The organism is Desulfobacter curvatus DSM 3379 (assembly GCF_000373985.1).
GTDB classification, from domain to species: domain Bacteria; phylum Desulfobacterota; class Desulfobacteria; order Desulfobacterales; family Desulfobacteraceae; genus Desulfobacter; species Desulfobacter curvatus.
On sequence record NZ_KB892924.1, the window covers coordinates 1 to 18,277 of the forward strand.

15 protein-coding genes, 1 tRNA gene and 1 rRNA gene are annotated in these 18,277 nt (G+C 42.2%); 8 read left to right on the forward strand and 9 right to left on the reverse strand.

Features of this window, described 5'->3' with window-relative positions; genetic code table 11:
- Both rrf and B147_RS0103400 read left to right on the forward strand, forming a co-directional pair.
- Window positions 1–116: ribosomal RNA gene (gene rrf, locus B147_RS0103395) — 5S ribosomal RNA — on the forward strand.
- Window positions 117–259: 143 nt separating this feature from the next.
- Window positions 260–344 (forward strand) — tRNA-Leu (locus B147_RS0103400).
- An 86-nt stretch (window positions 345–430) separates the two neighbouring features.
- Here the strand turns inward: B147_RS0103400 and B147_RS0103405 are convergent.
- The 5 genes from B147_RS0103405 to B147_RS0103425 all read right to left on the reverse strand — a co-directional run bounded on the left by B147_RS0103405 (window position 431) and on the right by B147_RS0103425 (window position 3,683).
- A complete protein-coding gene (locus B147_RS0103405) occupies window positions 431–1,618 on the reverse strand; it encodes a tyrosine-type recombinase/integrase (protein WP_020585842.1) in 1,188 nt (395 codons plus the stop codon).
- 22 nt (window positions 1,619–1,640) lie between these two features.
- Window positions 1,641–1,868 carry a hypothetical protein gene (locus B147_RS0103410; RefSeq protein WP_020585843.1) on the reverse strand — a complete coding sequence of 76 codons (228 nt, stop codon included), beginning with the start codon at window positions 1,866–1,868 and terminating at the stop codon, window positions 1,641–1,643.
- 11 nt (window positions 1,869–1,879) lie between these two features.
- Window positions 1,880–2,149 (reverse strand): hypothetical protein, encoded by a 270-nt coding sequence (locus tag B147_RS0103415; protein ID WP_020585844.1) that lies wholly within the window; start codon window positions 2,147–2,149, stop codon window positions 1,880–1,882.
- 10 nt (window positions 2,150–2,159) lie between these two features.
- Complete coding sequence (locus B147_RS0103420; RefSeq protein ID WP_157237755.1) at window positions 2,160–2,882, reverse strand: rolling circle replication-associated protein; 723 nt, start codon at window positions 2,880–2,882, stop codon at window positions 2,160–2,162.
- Window positions 2,883–3,296: 414 nt separating this feature from the next.
- Window positions 3,297–3,683 (reverse strand): hypothetical protein, encoded by a 387-nt coding sequence (locus B147_RS0103425; RefSeq protein WP_020585846.1) that lies wholly within the window; start codon window positions 3,681–3,683, stop codon window positions 3,297–3,299.
- 132 nt (window positions 3,684–3,815) lie between these two features.
- Here B147_RS0103425 and B147_RS0103430 point away from each other — a divergent pair, with 132 nt between their 5' ends.
- Window positions 3,816–4,121: a hypothetical protein gene (locus tag B147_RS0103430; protein WP_020585847.1), complete on the forward strand. Its 306-nt coding sequence runs from the start codon at window positions 3,816–3,818 to the stop codon at window positions 4,119–4,121.
- 1,236 nt (window positions 4,122–5,357) lie between these two features.
- Here the strand turns inward: B147_RS0103430 and B147_RS29970 are convergent.
- Complete coding sequence (locus tag B147_RS29970) at window positions 5,358–6,104, reverse strand: hypothetical protein (protein WP_020585849.1); 747 nt, start codon at window positions 6,102–6,104, stop codon at window positions 5,358–5,360.
- A 228-nt stretch (window positions 6,105–6,332) separates the two neighbouring features.
- Window positions 6,333–6,734: a hypothetical protein gene (locus B147_RS0103450; protein WP_157237756.1), complete on the reverse strand. Its 402-nt coding sequence runs from the start codon at window positions 6,732–6,734 to the stop codon at window positions 6,333–6,335.
- Window positions 6,735–7,262: 528 nt separating this feature from the next.
- Between B147_RS0103450 and murA the strand changes: the two genes are divergently transcribed.
- Genes murA through B147_RS0103465 form a run of 3 tightly spaced genes read left to right on the forward strand, consistent with a single transcriptional unit; the run spans window position 7,263 to window position 11,875 of the window.
- On the forward strand, window positions 7,263–8,522 hold the full coding sequence (murA, locus tag B147_RS0103455; protein WP_020585852.1) for a UDP-N-acetylglucosamine 1-carboxyvinyltransferase: 1,260 nt from the start codon (window positions 7,263–7,265) through the stop codon (window positions 8,520–8,522).
- A 45-nt stretch (window positions 8,523–8,567) separates the two neighbouring features.
- Entirely contained in the window at window positions 8,568–11,030 is a 2,463-nt protein-coding gene (locus tag B147_RS0103460; protein WP_026259497.1) for a DNA internalization-related competence protein ComEC/Rec2, read from the forward strand.
- A 20-nt stretch (window positions 11,031–11,050) separates the two neighbouring features.
- Entirely contained in the window at window positions 11,051–11,875 is an 825-nt protein-coding gene (locus tag B147_RS0103465) for a hypothetical protein (protein WP_020585854.1), read from the forward strand.
- On the opposite strand, the gene B147_RS0103470 is transcribed toward B147_RS0103465, so the two are convergent.
- Window positions 11,845–16,065, reverse strand: coding sequence for an acyl-CoA dehydratase activase (locus B147_RS0103470; RefSeq protein WP_020585855.1), 4,221 nt, complete (start codon window positions 16,063–16,065; stop codon window positions 11,845–11,847). The genes B147_RS0103465 and B147_RS0103470 overlap by 31 nt on opposite strands.
- A gap of 2 nt (window positions 16,066–16,067) precedes the next feature.
- The gene (locus tag B147_RS0103475) at window positions 16,068–16,553 is read right to left on the reverse strand and encodes a hypothetical protein (RefSeq protein WP_020585856.1); all 486 of its coding nucleotides are present in this window, start codon (window positions 16,551–16,553) and stop codon (window positions 16,068–16,070) included.
- 175 nt (window positions 16,554–16,728) lie between these two features.
- Here B147_RS0103475 and B147_RS0103480 point away from each other — a divergent pair, with 175 nt between their 5' ends.
- Together B147_RS0103480 and B147_RS0103485 are read left to right on the forward strand one after the other, a co-directional pair.
- The gene (locus B147_RS0103480) at window positions 16,729–17,523 is read left to right on the forward strand and encodes an MlaE family ABC transporter permease (RefSeq protein ID WP_020585857.1); all 795 of its coding nucleotides are present in this window, start codon (window positions 16,729–16,731) and stop codon (window positions 17,521–17,523) included.
- 2 nt (window positions 17,524–17,525) lie between these two features.
- The gene (locus B147_RS0103485) at window positions 17,526–18,266 is read left to right on the forward strand and encodes an ABC transporter ATP-binding protein (protein WP_020585858.1); all 741 of its coding nucleotides are present in this window, start codon (window positions 17,526–17,528) and stop codon (window positions 18,264–18,266) included.
- The last annotated feature ends 11 nt before the right edge of the window (window positions 18,267–18,277 follow it).

An 18,277-nucleotide genomic window follows, 5' to 3' on the forward strand; every position in this document is an offset into this window, starting at 1 on the left:
CCGGTGGCGATGGCGAAGAGGCCACACCCGTACCCATCTCGAACACGGAAGTTAAGCTCTTTAGCGTCGATGGTACTGCANGGGAGACTGTGTGGGAGAGTAGAACGTCGCCGGATTATTTTTTTAAAGGCTCTGATTCTCATAGCGATTATCAGGGCCTTTTTAATTTAGCTTGTATATTTTTGATTTTTATATTTGAGCCTTGACATTTTGTCTGATATCTAAGTATAAGAGTTGTCTAAATTAAAATTTTTGCGTCGCCGAAGTGGTGGAACTGGTAGACACGCTAGACTTAGGATCTAGTGCCGCGAGGCGTGGAGGTTCAAGTCCTCTCTTCGGTACCATAAGTAAAAACAGGGGGTTAGCCAAATAGGTTGACTCCCTGTTTTTGTTTTGGGTAACACTTTGGGTAACATTTTCCCAAATCTGGTTACCCTTCTTTTTCCTTGCCTTCCTTGCTGAACAACATTGATTCCATGCGTTTGACAGCCTCTTCCTTCTCCTGTTCATCAACTGTATTGTACCTGTCAAACATTTCTCTGGTGGAATGGCCGGTAATATCCATTGTCACCGTGTCATGCGCTCCGGCTTTTCTCATATACGTATTGAAGGTATGGCGCAGGTCATGCGGAGTGATTCCGTTTTTGGCATTCCGGCCGTAGGGAATGCCGGTGGCCTCACAAGCCTTTTTCAGACTGGCCCTAATACTTTTCAATGGCTTACCCCGAAATAGAAAAATATGATTGTCCTGCAATGACCTGGGGATCTTAACCAGATATTCAAACAAGGTGTCAGGGATTGGCACCAACCGTTTTTCATTATCCTTGGTTTGATCTGCTTCAAGTTCAATTTTCCGAAGCTTTAAGTTTACCTGGTCCCACTTCAATGAAAGTATCTCACCCATGCGCATACCAGTGAAAAAGCCGGTAATAAAAATATTTCTGGCGTGAAGGGGTAGGGCGTCAATCAAGAGATTAAATTCTTCAATGCTTAACACTCTATCCCTTGCATTGCTGCCATGTTTTAACATCTTGTTAATTTTTTTAAACGGTTTCAAGGAATCACCGGTCACCTTGTCATTGTCCCAGGCTTTGTTCACCATTCCCCGGGCCGCTCCTATTTCCTGATCAATGTACGAGTCAGACTTACCTTGATCTTTTCTTTGAATCTGGTAATTTTCCAGATCAACGGATTTCAAGTCTTTCACGAATCGATGACCGAATACGGAATTGAAAGAAGCCAGGTAGACCTTTAAGACATTGTAGTAGGCCAGTTTTTTTAGCCTGGGCAACTCAAGATACCATTCTGTTAATTCTTCAAAGGTCATAGTTGATTCCGGTAGCATATCAAACACCCGACCTTCCTTTTTTTGAGCTTTTCTTTTACCATCGGCGGCTTTGGCGTCTTCAATAGATATTCCAACGTATTCTTTCCGCTGTTTATACTTGGCTATCCGCTTTCCGTCTTTGATGGTGTGGCCGTCTGGAATGCGGAATTGAATCCAGTACTTTATTTTTTGAGATTTTTTGAATTGGATAAGATTAGCACCGCATTTGCATTTTTTATTCTTGATTGCCTGCTTAAGATTGCAGACCGGGCACTCTTGGAGAATTGCCATAAATACCTCCCTGGGGCCGGAATTAACCGGCTTGATCTATTGCAATGTTCACTATGTTAAAATACAACCTGCCACATCGTTTTCTTGGCTTAACCGGAAAAGGGTGCGTGGCATTTTTCCGAAGGGCATTGTATATCGTCTGCACGTTTCGGAACCCATATGCTTGTGCTGTCTCCTCCACGGTTAATAAAGTCTTCCCAGGGAACTGTTTTTTCAATTCTTCCAATGTTAATTGAATAGCTGTTTCCATTTATGATTTCCTTATAATTTTTCTGAATTCAGTGGATAGTCCTCAACGATAGCCATGATTTTATTGAGGAAGCCATAATCCGGTTTTGTCTTAATTCCATGTTGCGAAAACTCATATTCACAGAAAGAGATCATTGCGAGAGCTATATCATGGACCTTGGATATACGGCCTGACAGAAGACCACCATAATAAAATTTAGGATCTACCTTACCCGCCATTTTTTCGGTTGGCAGAACAACAACATTTTCATAGCGTGATTTACGACTTTGTGACGGTAACATGGCAAGGCTCCTATACTTTTTCGGTGATCAGCAAATTTTGAAGATGCCTTTGCAAAATTATCCGAAGTACATCTTTTTTAGGAACAATCCTTAACGCCCCCTGGTTTACAAACCCACAATACCCATGCCCCAGGTCATTATCAAAAGACACTTTTTCTTCGTGAATACCGTTGTCATCAACTCTTCCAATGTAGACTTCAACGGCAAGCCAGTTTGGTTTGTCTACCTTGAGCAGGGCATGTCGTGATGTGGTGAAGATTCTTTTCCGTTTCCCGGGTTTCTTAATGTCTTTGGTTATGTATTTGAGCATGTACCGGACAGCGTGTTTTTTATCCCGAAATTTTATGCAATTAATTCTGACATAGCCCATGCCATAGATGCCGACCCATTTGTTTTCTATCGAATCAAGTATGTCTTTGGGGATTATGGCATTGCCAGCCAGCAAAACATGAAAATGGGGTGTGCCGTCTTTCTGCAGTTCATTGACCCTGAAATAATGAAATTCACCGTACTGCTTTTTCAAGGCACGGATGAGCTTATGAAAGCTTTCCGTCATGATGTCGTAAACGATTTCCGGATAAGACCATATTTTTTGATCTTTTGTGTCAGCTACATTTTGTTCTGAATCCTTGAGTTCATCCCGCTCACGTTTTTTGAGTAATTCCCGGTTGTGGCTTTCGACTATATCATGAAGTCGCTGCCTTTCTTCCTGACCGGCGAATGTAAGAGTCAAAAACTTTAGGCCATAACGGGGAACGGCATCTTGACCTATGGAGCCTTGAAGTATCCGCTTGTAAAGCCTCTTTAGCAAAATGGGTTGACAGAATTCACATGTCCAAGAATTACAGCGGAGTGGCCCGGCAACGATTTTTTGCCCATCAATGGTGATTCCAGAGAAAGCACCAATACAGTTTGGGCATTTGGTAAGCTTCGGCTTTTCCAAAATAAAAACCTCCTTGAGATTTGAAAAACTATTAATGTTTTCAAATGTCCCAAAGAGGGTCTGGAAATTGACACGTCTTATGAAAATTTGTATAAAAGAAGTGTCTTGGGCTTAATGCTGTCTGGCATTTCTCCGGGACATTTTGCCCCCTGACATATGGCATCAGGTGTTCCCGCACCGTCAGACCGTCAGGGGGTTTTCTTTCTATTTCACGGTATCTTCCTTTTTAAATGGATTAATTCTAATACCAAAATCATCGTCTATTTCGATATGCCATTCTCCCGTTTTTAATTTTTTAATTTGACTTGGACTCATTTTAATATTTCGCAATTTTGAATCAGCCAACCTTAGAACCCGATGAGCAACCAAAATGTTGCAGTACTTGTTTTTTAAGTCCTCAACACTCGGTTTAAAATCATCTGAAAATTCCATTGTCCAAAAATCCATAATACGGTCAGCGGCAATACAGATCATTAGATCCACATAAGAAGACAAACTTAATCCAGTACCTTTGATGAATTCCTTTAAAATATCAACGCTTTCTATATCGAGGTATGCTGTATATCGTCCCTTACCCTGTTTTTTAGGCATGAGTTCTCCTTTATTTCTTTTAAACTAATATTTTTTTTAAAAAGCTGTCAATAATTATTATGTTTTTTTAACATAAAAAATCTTATATGGTTTGGGGTATGAATACGGAATAAATATTAAAAGGAAAATCCAATGGCAGGAAAATCAGACTTTAAAGCTCTCAAAAGTCAAAACGGGAGATTAAGAAAAAAGTTAGAGGAAGCCGAAAAAAGAATCAAAGAATTAGAAAATTCAATCATAGAAATTGAAGAACTCAAACAACCAGAAAAGAAAAAAATCAAAGTTGGAAACTGGAACATTGTAAAATCCGGTGGATATTATCGTGCCTATCAAAGGATTAAGGGAAAACTTCACGGCGTTTATGTGGGGAAAAAATTGAATGGAGCCAGAGCCAAAATTGATGCTTGGGAAGCTAATTTTTTTGTTAAACAAAGTTAAACAAAATAAGAGCATTTAAGCCAATCACACAATACCAGAATTTCAAATTTAGAAAAGACTTGGAAACTTCAAAATGCTTGTAGGACGATGGTTTTAAGACCAGGAAAGACCATATTTTTTGTTTAACAATTTGTTTAACAGTTAGCGATTTGGGGGGTACATGTTATATGGGCCTGTACCCGCACGCCGGACGCCCCGCGCTCCGCGCGTGGTCGTCTCGACGTGGAAGGGATGAGGCCAGCCGAAATATTATAAAAGTTCAGGTCTGATCTTTTAGATATGGCTTAATCCATACTCATGGAAAAGCATGTCCTTATGATATTAAAACCATATGATATTGGTATCATATTTATGGGTAATGACGAAATGAGGGGTACATGTTATAGACAGAATCAAAACCGAAAACTTTCCAAGACCCGTGAAATTTTACACCTAAAATTCCCAGGGTGACAATTATTCTATATTAATCAAGTTAAAAGGGCCTACGGCCTGGATTTGTTCTTTCCAAGAACCAAAACAGTTTCACGAAGGGGCGCGGGACGTATGCGGCTTATCCATCTATAAAGTTGCGCCCCGTGGGAAATGCGTGGTTTATCGGCTACCGCCCTTCGGTTGCTGGGCTCATGAAATTACGTGATTTTCGCCGGATAAACTTTGTTCAACTGCTAAACATAATGGCCGGCGAGAAATCACGCAATTTAATGACCCTTTGGGGCCTCAAGGCCGGCAGGGCCAAGTTTTATAAAATATTTTTTCGATAGTAAGAATCATCACTTTTGTCACTGATAAACACCGGGGTTTAATCGGAGGCAGGAGTCTGTTCTATAAAATTGATTCTGGTGGATCATTGAATAGTAACGGAAATAATGCATTATCGTTAGTCGGGTGGCGTTGAGGGGTCTTTTTGCAATGATTTGAATTTATAAAAAAGAAATCCCATAAACGCAATAAAGAGAACATACCCAACTCCACTTAAATTGGTGACAACGCCTCCATGATGAGAGCAAGCGCCCATCTTGCCAATACTTAGAGATTTCCAACCATCAGCACATATTTTGATAGTTCCAATAGAATATGTGCAGCTTAAACAAAACAAATAAACGATCCAAGAGAGATATCCTTTCTTTTTATGAGGCTTGAGTATGACCAAAAATGATATAATTATTGTAAGTAGATATAATAAATTCATTGATTTTCTCAATTCCCATAACGTTGCTATTCAGCTGCGCGTTTTTTTTACGTCGGTTGAATAGCAGTATGAGCAGTTTGATCGATATCTGATCCTAATACTTCTCTTAATTTATTAGTTAAATATTTCTTATGGATCAAGTAATCATCTTCAAGTATGGTTTGATATTCTGACTTTATTGATGGAAGAATAGAATAGTTTTTTTGTTGAAAATGGCTTTGAAATGTATCCATTACTTTTTTTGTACCGATAATAAACGAATCAATTGTTCGATATAATTCTGTAAATAATTGATTATCAAAGTATATTGCATAAAAAGAAAGGTTATTCATCGCTCTTGTCGAAGCAATATTGAATTTATTTGTTAATTCATTATTTATTTTAAGAGCCTTGTTCTCAATATCTTTATCCAAAGGATTAAGATCTCCAAGCTGTTCATTCAAAAGCAACCCTGAATATTCCAACTCAAAAAGGTTAAAATACAAATTTTTAATTGCCTCAGCACGGTCAGAATCAATTCTTGAAAATTTTGTATTTCGGATGTGATTAATCATGGAAAGCCTGGAATTATGATCAGTTGCCGCAATTTGTAAATCTGCTTTAAGTTTTTCAATAGTTACATCTGAGTCAAATTTTAATTTGTTTTTGTAATTTTCAAGTTTTAAATCGTACTCGTTTTTAATCGCATTTTTTAAGCGCTCAGAAATAATAGACTTACTTAGAAATATAAGCCCAGCAGTTAATAGGCCACTTATTGTTACAGATGAAATTGTAGATAAAATTATATCGCTCATACTTTCTCCTGCTAACAATTGAACATACAGAAAGCCTATATGGTAATAAGCAGATGAATTCTACCTGTTCGTTTTCAGGTGGAACGGTTTAAAGCAAAAATTCAAACTTGTTAAAGTTTAAATCATTCTGGACAAAGAAAGGCAAGACTAAATTTAATATATTAAAAAACATCCCTGGATCTGTCAGGATCAGCCGTTTATTTTGATTAAACATTCTATTAAGTTTGATTAGCGAAAAACGATTTCATTAGCGCTGCATGGCCGGACAAGTATATAATTCATATAACTACATATGCCGTGTTTGTGAATTCTTAATCCGTCCTTTTCAGGGGTTATTGTATATTTTTCACCGTTGTGTTCAATTGAAATACAATCGGTTTTTTTAAATAGGGGGTTGTCATTTCCGGTCTCGACAACCCCCATTTCTTCACCGTCGTGTTCAATCGAAATACGATCAGTTGTCTTTGATATATTTTTGTCATTTCCGATTCCAACAATCTTCATTCTTTCTCCAATCCCTCCTGGCTGGCGGGGAATAAACCTTATAGAATTGACTTTCTGAAAGCCTGATAAATAAACAAAAAGAATTTGGGTAACATTTGGGTAACATTCTCCCCAAAAGATCTTCATTCTTAGGACTTTTTGTTGATTTTTGCAAGACGTTGCAAGTGATGCTTAATTGACTGAAATTAATTGAAATATGAACATGTTTTTAGTTGTAGGTCTTTGTTGTAACTCGTTGTTTTTTAACCTTATTTTACGCTTAGGATCTAGTGCCGCGAGGCGTGGGGGTTCAAGTCCCTTCTTCGGTACCATATTTATAGAGACGGGGTTTCAGGGGGAGTTTATACTCAAATGAAACCCCGTCTTTTTTTTGTAAAAATATAAACAAAGGATTTTATCGTTTCCTAATGAACGATTACGTTCTCTACATGGTTTACGTGGATAAGCAGGTATGAGCAAAATAGACGAATCTACCTCGCAGTCCTGCTTAAAATTTACGAAGTGCGGTTAAGTTAAAATGTCTCAAGGCAAAATATATTTTAAATTTTAAGATTATATGCTAAAAGACCTCAATATTTAAGATGATAATGTGGATTTCTACCACCACTTTTCTAACGATTAATCATCCTTTCAAATCAGGAATAAAATTATTTAATGGATAAAATACAAATTAATGGTGGCCGACAGCTAACAGGGGAAGTCTTTATCAGCGGGGCTAAAAATGCTGCGCTTCCACTTATTGCATCAAGTATTCTTGTGGATGGGGTTTCCAGATTTGAGAATGTACCCCGGCTGAAGGACATCTCCTCAATTCTTATGCTTCTTGAAGATCTTGGGGCGTCTTGTGAATTTGAAGGTCACACATTTACTGCTGATGGGGCCGGGATTGATAAAATAGAAGCCGAGTATGAGTTGGTTAGAAAGATGCGGGCCTCTATTCTGGTACTAGGCCCGCTTGTAGCAAGGTTTGGCCGAGCCAAAGTTTCTATGCCGGGAGGGTGTGCTATTGGTGCCCGTCCCGTAAATATGCATCTTTCAGGTCTTGAGGCGCTGGGTGCTACCATTTCAATTTCCGGCGGGTACATTGAAGCAACGGCTGAAAAGGGTTTGACCGGAAACGAAGTCTATTTTGACATCCCAACGGTGACTGGTACGGAAAACCTTATGATGGCAGCCGTTTTAGCCCAGGGTCAAACCACGCTGAGGAATGCGGCAAGAGAGCCTGAAATTGTATGCTTGGCAGACGCATTAAATAAGATGGGGGCAAATATCAGTGGTGCCGGTACCCCCATTATAACCATTGACGGTGTGAGTCGCCTTCAGGGTACGACCTGCCGCGTAATACCGGACCGGATTGAAACCGGCACTTTTATGGTCGCTGCCGTAGCGACTATGGGTGATGTGGTGATTCGAGACTGTGTGCCGGATCATTTGGGTGGTGTTATCAGTAAACTTAAGGCAACAGGGGCGATAGTTGATACCTTTGATGACAGGGTACATATTAGAGGTTGTAAACCCATTAAAAATATTGACATAAAAACCCTGCCGTATCCTGGGTTCCCCACTGATATGCAGGCCCAGTTTATGGCGCTTATGACCATTGCCCAGGGCAACAGTATGATTCATGAATCTATTTTTGAAAATCGCTTTATCCACGCCAATGAATTGTTGCGCATGGGTGCTGATATCAAAATTTCCGGCGGGAATATCGCCAATGTCCGGGGCGTGTCTCATCTTCAGGGCGCACCTGTTATGGCATCGGATCTTCGTGCCAGCGCTTCCCTTGTGATTGCAGGCTTAATTGCACAGGGAACCACTGTTATCAGCCGTGTTTATCATATGGACCGGGGGTATGAGACCATTGAAAAGAAATTTGAAAGTCTGGGAGCAGATATTAAAAGAATTTCATCCTGACATACTTTATGAATAGTGTTCAAACACTATCTAAGGATGGCATACGTGAACATTAGGCATAAGCTCACACTTGCGCCAATGTTTTTTGTCCTCTTGTCCTGTGTAACCGGTGCCATCTCAGGAAGCCTTACACCAGGTTTGCCCTGGATATACTTTATTGCGGTGTGCCTGACTGCCGCAATTATTTTTATTCTATTTAAGCCTGATAAATTTATTATTTTATCAGGCCTTGCCGCGTTTGGTTTGACAGTGTTTCGCATGGCAGGCATATGCGCCCCCGATTACTCCGATCATCATATTGTCAAGTTTTGTAATGGTAAACCCCACCGAATTTCAGGTATAATTAACTCTCTTCCTAAAAATTATCAAAATAAAACCAGATACACCGTAAATTGCACCCGTATTGATGCCGACAATAGTCACTGGAAATTGATTTTAACCGTATATCATAACTCTTCAAAACAAGCTGAACAGCCCCTGCTTTTTGGCGAACACATTATCGTTACATCAAAAATAAGAGCCATACGCAACTTTTCCAACCCCGGAGGGTATGATTATAAATTAAGGATGCGGCTTAAAGGCATAACCGGCAGCGTTTACGCTAATTCGCGTACCATTGTGCAAACAGGAAGGATTGCCTCCAGTTTCTTTGCACGGGTTATACAATTTTTGCAAAGAACCCGGGTGCGCTTTTCAGACAATGTTACCAGAGCCGCCCGAAGCACGGATGGAAGTCAAGCCGATTTTTTCCCCAACCAGGCCAGGGCTGTGCTCACCGCCTTGGTTACCGGACAAAAAGAGATGATTCATGAAAAAACCCGTGATAATTTTTCAAAAGTGGGCCTTTCACACATCTTAGCTGTTTCCGGGCTGCACATGTCTCTTGTGGCGTTCGGTTTCTTTTCTGTATTTATTTTTATATTAAATCGGCAACCGTCTTATGTCATAACCGGCCGCGCAAAAAAAACAGCAGGTTTTCTCACGCTCTTGCCTTTGACTGCCTATGCCTTTTTTGCCGGATTTTCACCATCCACCCAAAGGGCGTTGATTATGGCCGCGGTTTTTTTAACGTCCTTTCTCATGGAAAAAGAGAAAGATCCTTTAAACACCCTTTACTTTGCTGCAACTCTGATTCTTCTTATTGATCCCGGCGCCCTTTTTTCCATCTCATTTCAACTTTCATTTTCCTGTGTTTTTTTTATTATTTCAGGCTTTATCTTCCTTGGGAGAACCTTGGGTCTGCCTGAAAATAAATGGATCAGAAGAATCTGTTTAACGATTTTGACAACGGTCTTTGCAGGGATTGGTGCCGCCCCTGTAACAGCGTTTTATTTTAATATGTTTTCCATGGTCCAGCTGGCTACTAATTTTGTCATGATTCCTGTCATCGGTTTTTTATGCCTTCCTTTGGGGCTGGCAGGACTTGTGTCTATGGATTTTTGGCCTGGCCTGGCCCACATTTTTTTAACTTTAGATATCCACATTCTTTCATATTGTCTTCAGGCCATTCATTGGATTGCAGGTTTGGACTGGACCTGGGCCAGGGTCGTCACGCCACGGCCAATTGAAATTTTTCTTTATTATGCATTGATACTTTGCCTCGGATTTGCAATCATGAACAAGAACAACGTGACCATATATCTGACTTTTCTTTTGATTGGAGCAGGTATCGTATCCACAGGCCAAGGGATGTTAAAACGATTTTATCCAGGAAAGCTTGTGGTGCACACCCTGGATGTAGGCCAGGGCAATGCTGCTGTTATCATTACGCCTGGCGGAAAAACCCTGCTCATTGATGCCGGCGGATTTGGCGGACGTTCCAGTTTTGACACCGGCCGGTACATTGTGGGGCCCTTTTTGTGGAAGAACTGGATTCGGGCGCTTGATGCTGTCATTTTGACACACCCGGACAGTGATCACATGAATGGTCTGTGTTTTATTTTTGATAACTTTAGGGTCAGAGAATGGATAAAAAATCACGATGCCTCCTTATCCGTTGTTTTCAAAAATTTGATGCGCACCGCTGCACAAAAAAATATTAAAATCAATACCCCAGGCCTTGATCCCTACCGATTTTCATGGGATCAAATCAAAATAAGTATTCTTGGAGGAAAAAGCCTGCACTTCAGTGATAACAATAGCAACAACAACAGTCTGGTTACCCGGCTTGATTTTTTATCCTTTTCCATGCTCTTTCCAGGCGATATTGAAGAAAAAAGGGAAAGGGAGCTTATACATACAAAGAATTTTAGGCTTGAATCAGATGTTCTTATCTCCCCCCATCATGGCAGTTGTTCCAGTTCTAATGAACTTTTCCTTGATAAAGTAGACCCGTCAGGAGTAATAATATCATGCGGTTATATGAACAGGCATAAGTTCCCCTGCCGGACGGTTTTACAGCGATATCGGCGAAACAGAATTTCAATTTTTCGAACGGATCTGATGGGCGCTGTTACATTGCAGTCTAATGGCGTTGGTTACACCGTTAAGGTCCATAGGACAAATTAACTCAATAGGAAATTTGACAGGTGTATTATATTTATTTCTCTTTTATTTTTATTTTATCCGGCCTGATGTTTTTAGAGTGCAAACGTCGTAGCCTTCCTAAATGGTGGGCTGCCATTGTATTTGCAGCGCCTGTGACCACCCCGTATTTCATATTTAAGTTCAGAAAAGATAACAGTTTGATTTTGTGCTTGATTTTTGTGGTCTGTTTTTTCCTCGTGCTTGCCGGTGAAATTTTTATCTATTCCAAAATGAAAACAAAATATAAATATGTTCATTTGCCGCCTGTTACCCGGCAGCTTATCCGTTACAGTGAAATCCTCAAACAGACCACCCAGAATTTGGACAATGACCTGGTTGAGCTTGAGGAGCAGTCCAAGGTTCAGTCCAAGGTAGATAAACTTAAACAAACCATTGTCTTTATAGACGAACTTCGTCAGGCCATGTATGATAACCAGGCCGCCATTAAACAAATGGTTGAGTTCGTGGAAAATCATAGGGATTTTTTTAACCAAAAGGACCTGCAATGGGTGTATGAAATTAAAAGATTCTATAACAACCGTATTGTGATTGCGCACTTTAAAAGCCTTGAAAATTATCTGGATAATTTTGAAACCCTGCTGCGCTTCTGTTACCAGAATTTTGACGCCATAACCAAGGCGGAAAGTACAATCCATCTAAAAAATTATGATGAATATTATCTGCGTTACCGCCGAGCTGTTGACTCCCACAACCGGTTCAATGTCAAACGCATTCAATTTCAGAATGACTTCATCAGAAGATATCCTGAAATCAAAGCGTACCTGCCGGCCAAACGTCAAACAGAGGCCTTCCGGCTCTGGGAATAGGGGGGTGTTTTCAAATATTTCAGGAAAGGCACCACCGCCTTATTTTTGTTTCCTCCGGACAGATCATAGGTAATATTAATAATCGGTACCCCAACCTTTTTTTCAATCTGTGAGGCCATGGCCTCGGTGATAAGGCCTGGGCAGCAAAATGCCGGATTGACAGCCACTAGAAGGGCTAAATCCGGATGTTCATTGACCATGTAATGGATCTTGAGCAGGTTATCCATGGATTCGCCGGTATGTTCGGGCAGCATACCGTAGGTTTCAAGGATATGTTCATAGGACGCATTTACCTTGAGTTCCGTTTCATTGAAGAATGGCGCAAAAAATGGATAATATTTTTTCTCCATTGTTTTTACAGCTGCCAGAAGGGCCTTGTTTGAAATCAGGCTTAAGTATTTACCCTCCTTGAACCATTTTTTAAAATAGGCATTGGCGATGATCTGAACATACTGGTAATAAGGCGTGGTCACCACCTCTCCACCATTATCTTCAATGAACTGGATCAGATTCTGATTCATTATCCGGTTGTCCCTGACATACAGATCTCCGAATATTCCCACCTTTGGCCGCATTCCTTTTTTCATAGGAATTTGTTTGAAGATGGACATGATCTCCTTAAGGGCTTTTTCCTTTGATCCGCCCGTGAGAAATGCCGTTCCCATGATGGACCCGGCGGTGCGCAACACCGAATTGGTTTGCCCTTTATTTATTTCATAGGGCCTTATTTTGCATCCGATGCTCCTGAAAAGTCCGCCGAACATATAGGCAAAATAAGTGTTCGTTGATGCCTTGAACCCTAAGTCGAAAAGAGAAAGCTCCCCTATATAGACCCTGGCTTTTTCAAATCCTTTTCCATGGCGGGTTAAAATTTTTTGGATATGGTAGGGGTACATTTTTATATTGCAGGCAATATCGGATTCATTCAGCCATAAAACCGTTTTTTCCGGGGAGAGTCCGTTTTTTTCAACGGTGTGGATAAATCCCGATGCCACTGCATTTAGGGGCAGGCACTGCCCGGTATTTGTCAGAAGCGCCTTTTTAAGGGTTTCCTGGTTCTCTTCCATCAATATAGCATTGTACCCCTCATTTTTGAAAATATTGACGATGAGGTGGCCTGAGATGGCATCCCAGTTGGGGAAAATGATTGTTTTTTGTTCAATGCTTTTATCAAATTTCGGGGTAAATAAAGAGGCGTCTGTGCCTTGAAGCGTTTGACTCTGGCCCATGTGATTTTCAAATGCCCGGACAGCCGCTTCAATACGGGTTTCATATCCCACACTGGAGTCGTGTTCATCCAGCTCCAGCACTAGATAAGGCTTGTTTGCCGATGCCATGATCTCCTTGAAGTAATCCACGGCAAAGGCATCAGGCGCACATCTGAAAGATGAAATGTAAACCGGATACAGGTTTGGGGTTGTGGCGGCAACAAAGGCTGCTTTTAGATTTTGAGCTGCATGTTTCCAGTGAATTTGTTTGAGCAATGGCTCAATGGGCGAATAATCAATGCCTTCCAGGTCAATCATATCATTGAAAAATGTTTTGATGCCCAGATTGGCAAAAATGCCTGGGATGTTATTATTCATGGCAGGAGATAAAACCGTATATGGGCGGCCAAGCAACAGTACGTTAGCTCTATCGGCGGCTCCTTGGGATGCCCACAGCCCGTTAAGGGCGCTTTCCATGTTTTTATTAATGGACAGTGCCCGGTCCCAGGCAGATGATATATCAAAAAAGGAGATATCCGAACCGGTTTTTTTCAATGTGTCATATAGCTGCTTTTTTGTATAAAAGCTCGTATACAGATATCTGACCATGGGAGCCAGCATTTTTCCCGGTTTTGTCAGGCGGCTTAGAACTGCCGGGGCAAACTGCGTATAATAGCAGTGGTGCCGGCGCAATCCTTTTTCACCAGTTTTGTCTTCAAAATAAAAGGGCAGAAAAATATAATCGCATTTATCCTCAAGAAATCGCACATGGCCGTGCAGCGCAAGGAAAGGCGCGCAGAATTCGGCGCCGGCAATCTGTTTACCCTGTTTGACAGGATCGGTACACTTAAGGCTGGTTACCACTTGCAATCCAAGTTCTTTGAAAAAAATCTGCCATAAATTAAGGTCCTGGACCATGTGAAGGGCATTGGGAAGGCCAATGGTGATATTTTTTTTATTGCCATTGAAACCGGGGCGCGCGGGCAGGATCTTGTGGCGCACCTCTTTTCTAAGCCCTAAAAGATCATAACGATCCGGAGATTTTATTCGTTTTTCAGTCTGGTAATCCCTGCCGCATAAAAATCCGTAGGCAAGGGTTTCGCCTTTTACTTCGGCGATGGTGATCTTGCAATGGTTGGTGCACAGTCGGCAAACCTCCTGACGCACCGGAATACGTTCTTTCCATAGATCAAACCCTTTGAAGCCGGATTCCGGCAGTTTGCCTTGCTCTTTCATCTGCCGGGCCATCAGGGCAATACCAAGCGCACCGGTGAGATGGCAGTATTGGGATACATGGATGGGTTTATTCAATTTTTGTTCAAAGGCTGCCACAAGGGCCATGTTCCGGGCAGTGGCCCCTTGGAATACCACCCTGTCACCGATTTGGGCAATATTGGCGACCTTGGTCAGGTAGTTGTCGCGTACCGAATGAAGCACTGATGCCAGAATTTCGTTTTTTCCATACCCCTCGGCAAAAAAATAATTGATGTCCCGTTCCATGAACACGGTGCACCGGTCACTGGATACGGGTGCCGCAATGCCCTGTGCTCTTCGGGAGTACTCGGATAACGGGCAGTTGAGGCGCATGGCCTGTTCCTCAATAAAACTGCCGGTACCTGCAGCACATACCGTATTCATGACTGACGAAGTGACCTGACCGTTTTTAACCAGGGTAAACTTGGCGTCCTGGCCACCGATTTCAATGATGGTATCCACATCCGGGTGGAGATTCACGGCTGCGGTAGCATGGGCCGTTATCTCATCGGGTTCTAAGTCCGCACCAATGATTTTGCCGGAAATACGCCGGCCGGAACCTGTGGTACCACACCCCTGGATCCGGAAAATAACCTTTTTTTCAGCCATGAGATGATCACACGCTTTGAATATGCGCTGGACTGCCTCCACAGGTCTTGATGCGGTCCGGGTATAAAATCCGGCAACAGGTTTACCATCCAGGTCAATAATAATACTTTTGGTGCTGGTGGAACCTACATCAAGCCCTAAAAAACCTTTAACGGCAGAATCGGGATCAATGTGATTGAAAATTTCAATATCAACGGATTCAAAATCAAGGGTTGTAACGGATGAAAAGTCAGGATAATCAGACAGGGTTAAGTGAAGGGCCGGATTAAGCCCTTCTTTTGTTTTTGTCCTTTCCAGGAAAAAATTACTGATATTATTAAATGACCGGGCAGGTTCATGAGAATTTATTATGTCGTCAGCAAGACACAATGCTGCGCCCATAGCCCCATAAACCAGTGCATGTTCGCCTTTGATAAGGGGTTTTCCGATAATGGATTCAAGATGTTTTTTAACGGCATCATTTTTGGCAACACCGCCGCAGAATATGATTTCTTTTTCCGGGATATCCTGCTTGAACAAGGTATTGGCAATGTTCCTTGCAAGCCCGTAGCAAAGTCCGTCACAGATTTGTTTCAGATCATAACCCTGCTGCTGGGCATGGATCAGGTCAGTCTTCGCGAATACCGCGCACCGGGTGGCGATATCCGGCCGCTGTCCACAGTTTTCAAGGGCCATGGATGAAATTTGTTCCGATCCCTGCAGATCAATCCTTCCGGCCTGTTGGTCCAGGAATGCACCGGTACCTGCAGCACATCCTGAATTCTGCCGCTGGCCTCTGTAGTTGCCTTGCCCGTCAAACAGGCTCAGGAAAAATTTTTCTCCCCCCACATGCAAAATAGCGCTGAAGTTTTTATGCATATGGCGTGCACTGCGTATGACGGCCACCTGTTCGTCAACACTGAGCGTTGCATTGATATGGGCGGGCGTGGATGCCGTTTTAGCCACATGGGTTACGGATGAAAGGGCCTCATGCTTGATCATTTTTGTCAGACATGCCCGGACATCGCCATGGTGATAGTCAGATGCTTTATGCAAAAGAGTACCGTTCATATCAACAATTGCAAGATGAACGGAAACGGATCCGGCATCAATGCCGAGTATCGTGGCTGATTTTTCCATGTCTAAATATACTCCCTGACTTCATTCCAGAATGCGTTGACCCCGTCAAACCAGCCTTGCAGAAAATTTTTTTCATGGTCAACACCACCTTGCTGGGCGTAGCGGGTCAAATCATGGGCATCGTAAAGATCTTCGAAGTATGCTTTAAAACGACTGTGCCGGACAATTTTTTGACCGGAATCACACGTATCATCACAATCCAGTACGTATAACAAATCCTGGTAATGGGCGCCCTGGGCCCAGCCAAAACCCCGGTTTCGGCCGGCATTGTAGAAATTTTTAAGCCATTGCTCCTTTTCCTGCTGAAGCCGGTTAATAATCTGGGTCATGTCAAATTCCTCACATAATTTTTTACTGAACGCCTCTTTCTTTTCAATGGCATCACTCAACGCATCCTGAAACATTTTTGAAAGATTAAAAGAGCTTCTCCATTCATTGAGTTTTTCATGTAGCCTGTCCGGTATACTCAGGGTGATTTTTTGGGTCATGGCATTTGTCCTGGATGAAAATTTGTAGAATCTTTAGCTTATACGTATGAAAATAAAAAGCACGTGTCAATTTATTTTTGTCAGGGGTATGGACTCCAAATCAGGTTCATCACGTATGGAGATCCGCTTCTTACTGCTTGTCTTTTGAAAAAAGAACGCCTATAAGATATAGACCATGTTCAAACTGCGTATTGAAAAATTAGGCTTGGCCTGCATTGACGACACCCGATCCCTTGGTCGAATATCGATTTTCTTTTTCCAGGGTATCTGGCGGAATTTTGTGCCTTTTGTCCAGATTGCCAAAATTATGGAACAGGTGTGGTTTATTGGTTATAAATCCATGTTTGTCATCGTTTTAACCGCCTTGTTCACCGGCATGGTACTCGGGCTTCAAGGGTACTACACCTTGGTGGATTTCGGTTCCGAAGCGACCCTTGGATCAGCGGTTGCCATAACCCTTATCCGTGAACTTGGGCCTGTGCTGTCCGCCATCATGATTGCGGCCCGGGCCGGGTCAGCCATGGCTGCGGAAATTGGTGTCATGCGAATCTCAGAACAGATTGACGCCCTTGAAACCATGGACATCCATCCGGTGCGGTTCATCTTTTCACCACGCCTTTCAGCCTCCATTATCAGTTTCCCGCTTTTAACCGCACTTTTTGATGTCACAGGCATATTCGGCGGGTTTCTAACCGGCGTCGTAATGTTGAATGTCAACCGGTATATATATATGGACAGAGTGATTCGAAGCATTGAATTAGCGGATGTCGCCGGGGGATTTGTCAAGGCCCTGGTGTTTGGCGTACTTGTCTCTACCATGTGCTGCTACAAGGGTTTTTTTGCCCATATTGCAGGGGCCCAGTCAGGGCAGGGCGCTAAAAGCGTATCCTTGGCCACCACGAATGCAGTTGTCAATTCCTGTATCCTGATTCTAGTTTCCGATTACATCATCACCTCTTTTCTGGTTTAATCATGGATCAACCATTCATTGAACTGATAGATATTCATAAAAGTTTTTCCGGCAATCATGTGCTTGACGGGGTTAACCTTTCCATTGAAAAGGGTTGTGTTACTTGTGTCATCGGAAAAAGCGGCACCGGCAAATCCGTGTTGCTGAAACATATCATCGGGCTTATGCAGCCTGATTCAGGGCAGGTTTGCGTAGATGGTTTGCCCACCGATCAGATGAGTATGATTCAAAGACATCGTTTCTACAAACAGATATCCTATATGTTCCAGGATAATGCATTGTTTGATTTTTTAACGGTGTGGGAAAATATTGCTCTGCCGTTGACTGAGAAAAAAAAGATGCCCATGGATCAGATCCGGCAGCGGGTAAAGGAAAAAATGGTGGCGCTGGAGATCAGCAGCCACGAAAATAAATATCCCGCCCAATTGTCCGGAGGCATAAGAAAGCGTGTGGCCCTTGCCCGGGCTTTGATTACCGAGCCTGTTGCCGTACTTTTTGACGAACCCACGTCAGGGCTTGATCCGGTGAGAAGAAACAGTGTTCATTCCATGATTTCCACATACCAGAAAGAATTCGGCTTTACTGCTGTCATTGTCAGCCATGACATCCCGGAGATTTTTAGGATATCCCAGCGTGTGGCCATGCTTGACCAGGGTAAGATTATTTATTTTGGACAGAGTGATGGGATTTTTCAGACTGATAATAAGATAGTTAAGGCTTTTATTTCAGGAAAAGGACCCTGATACATGAAAAA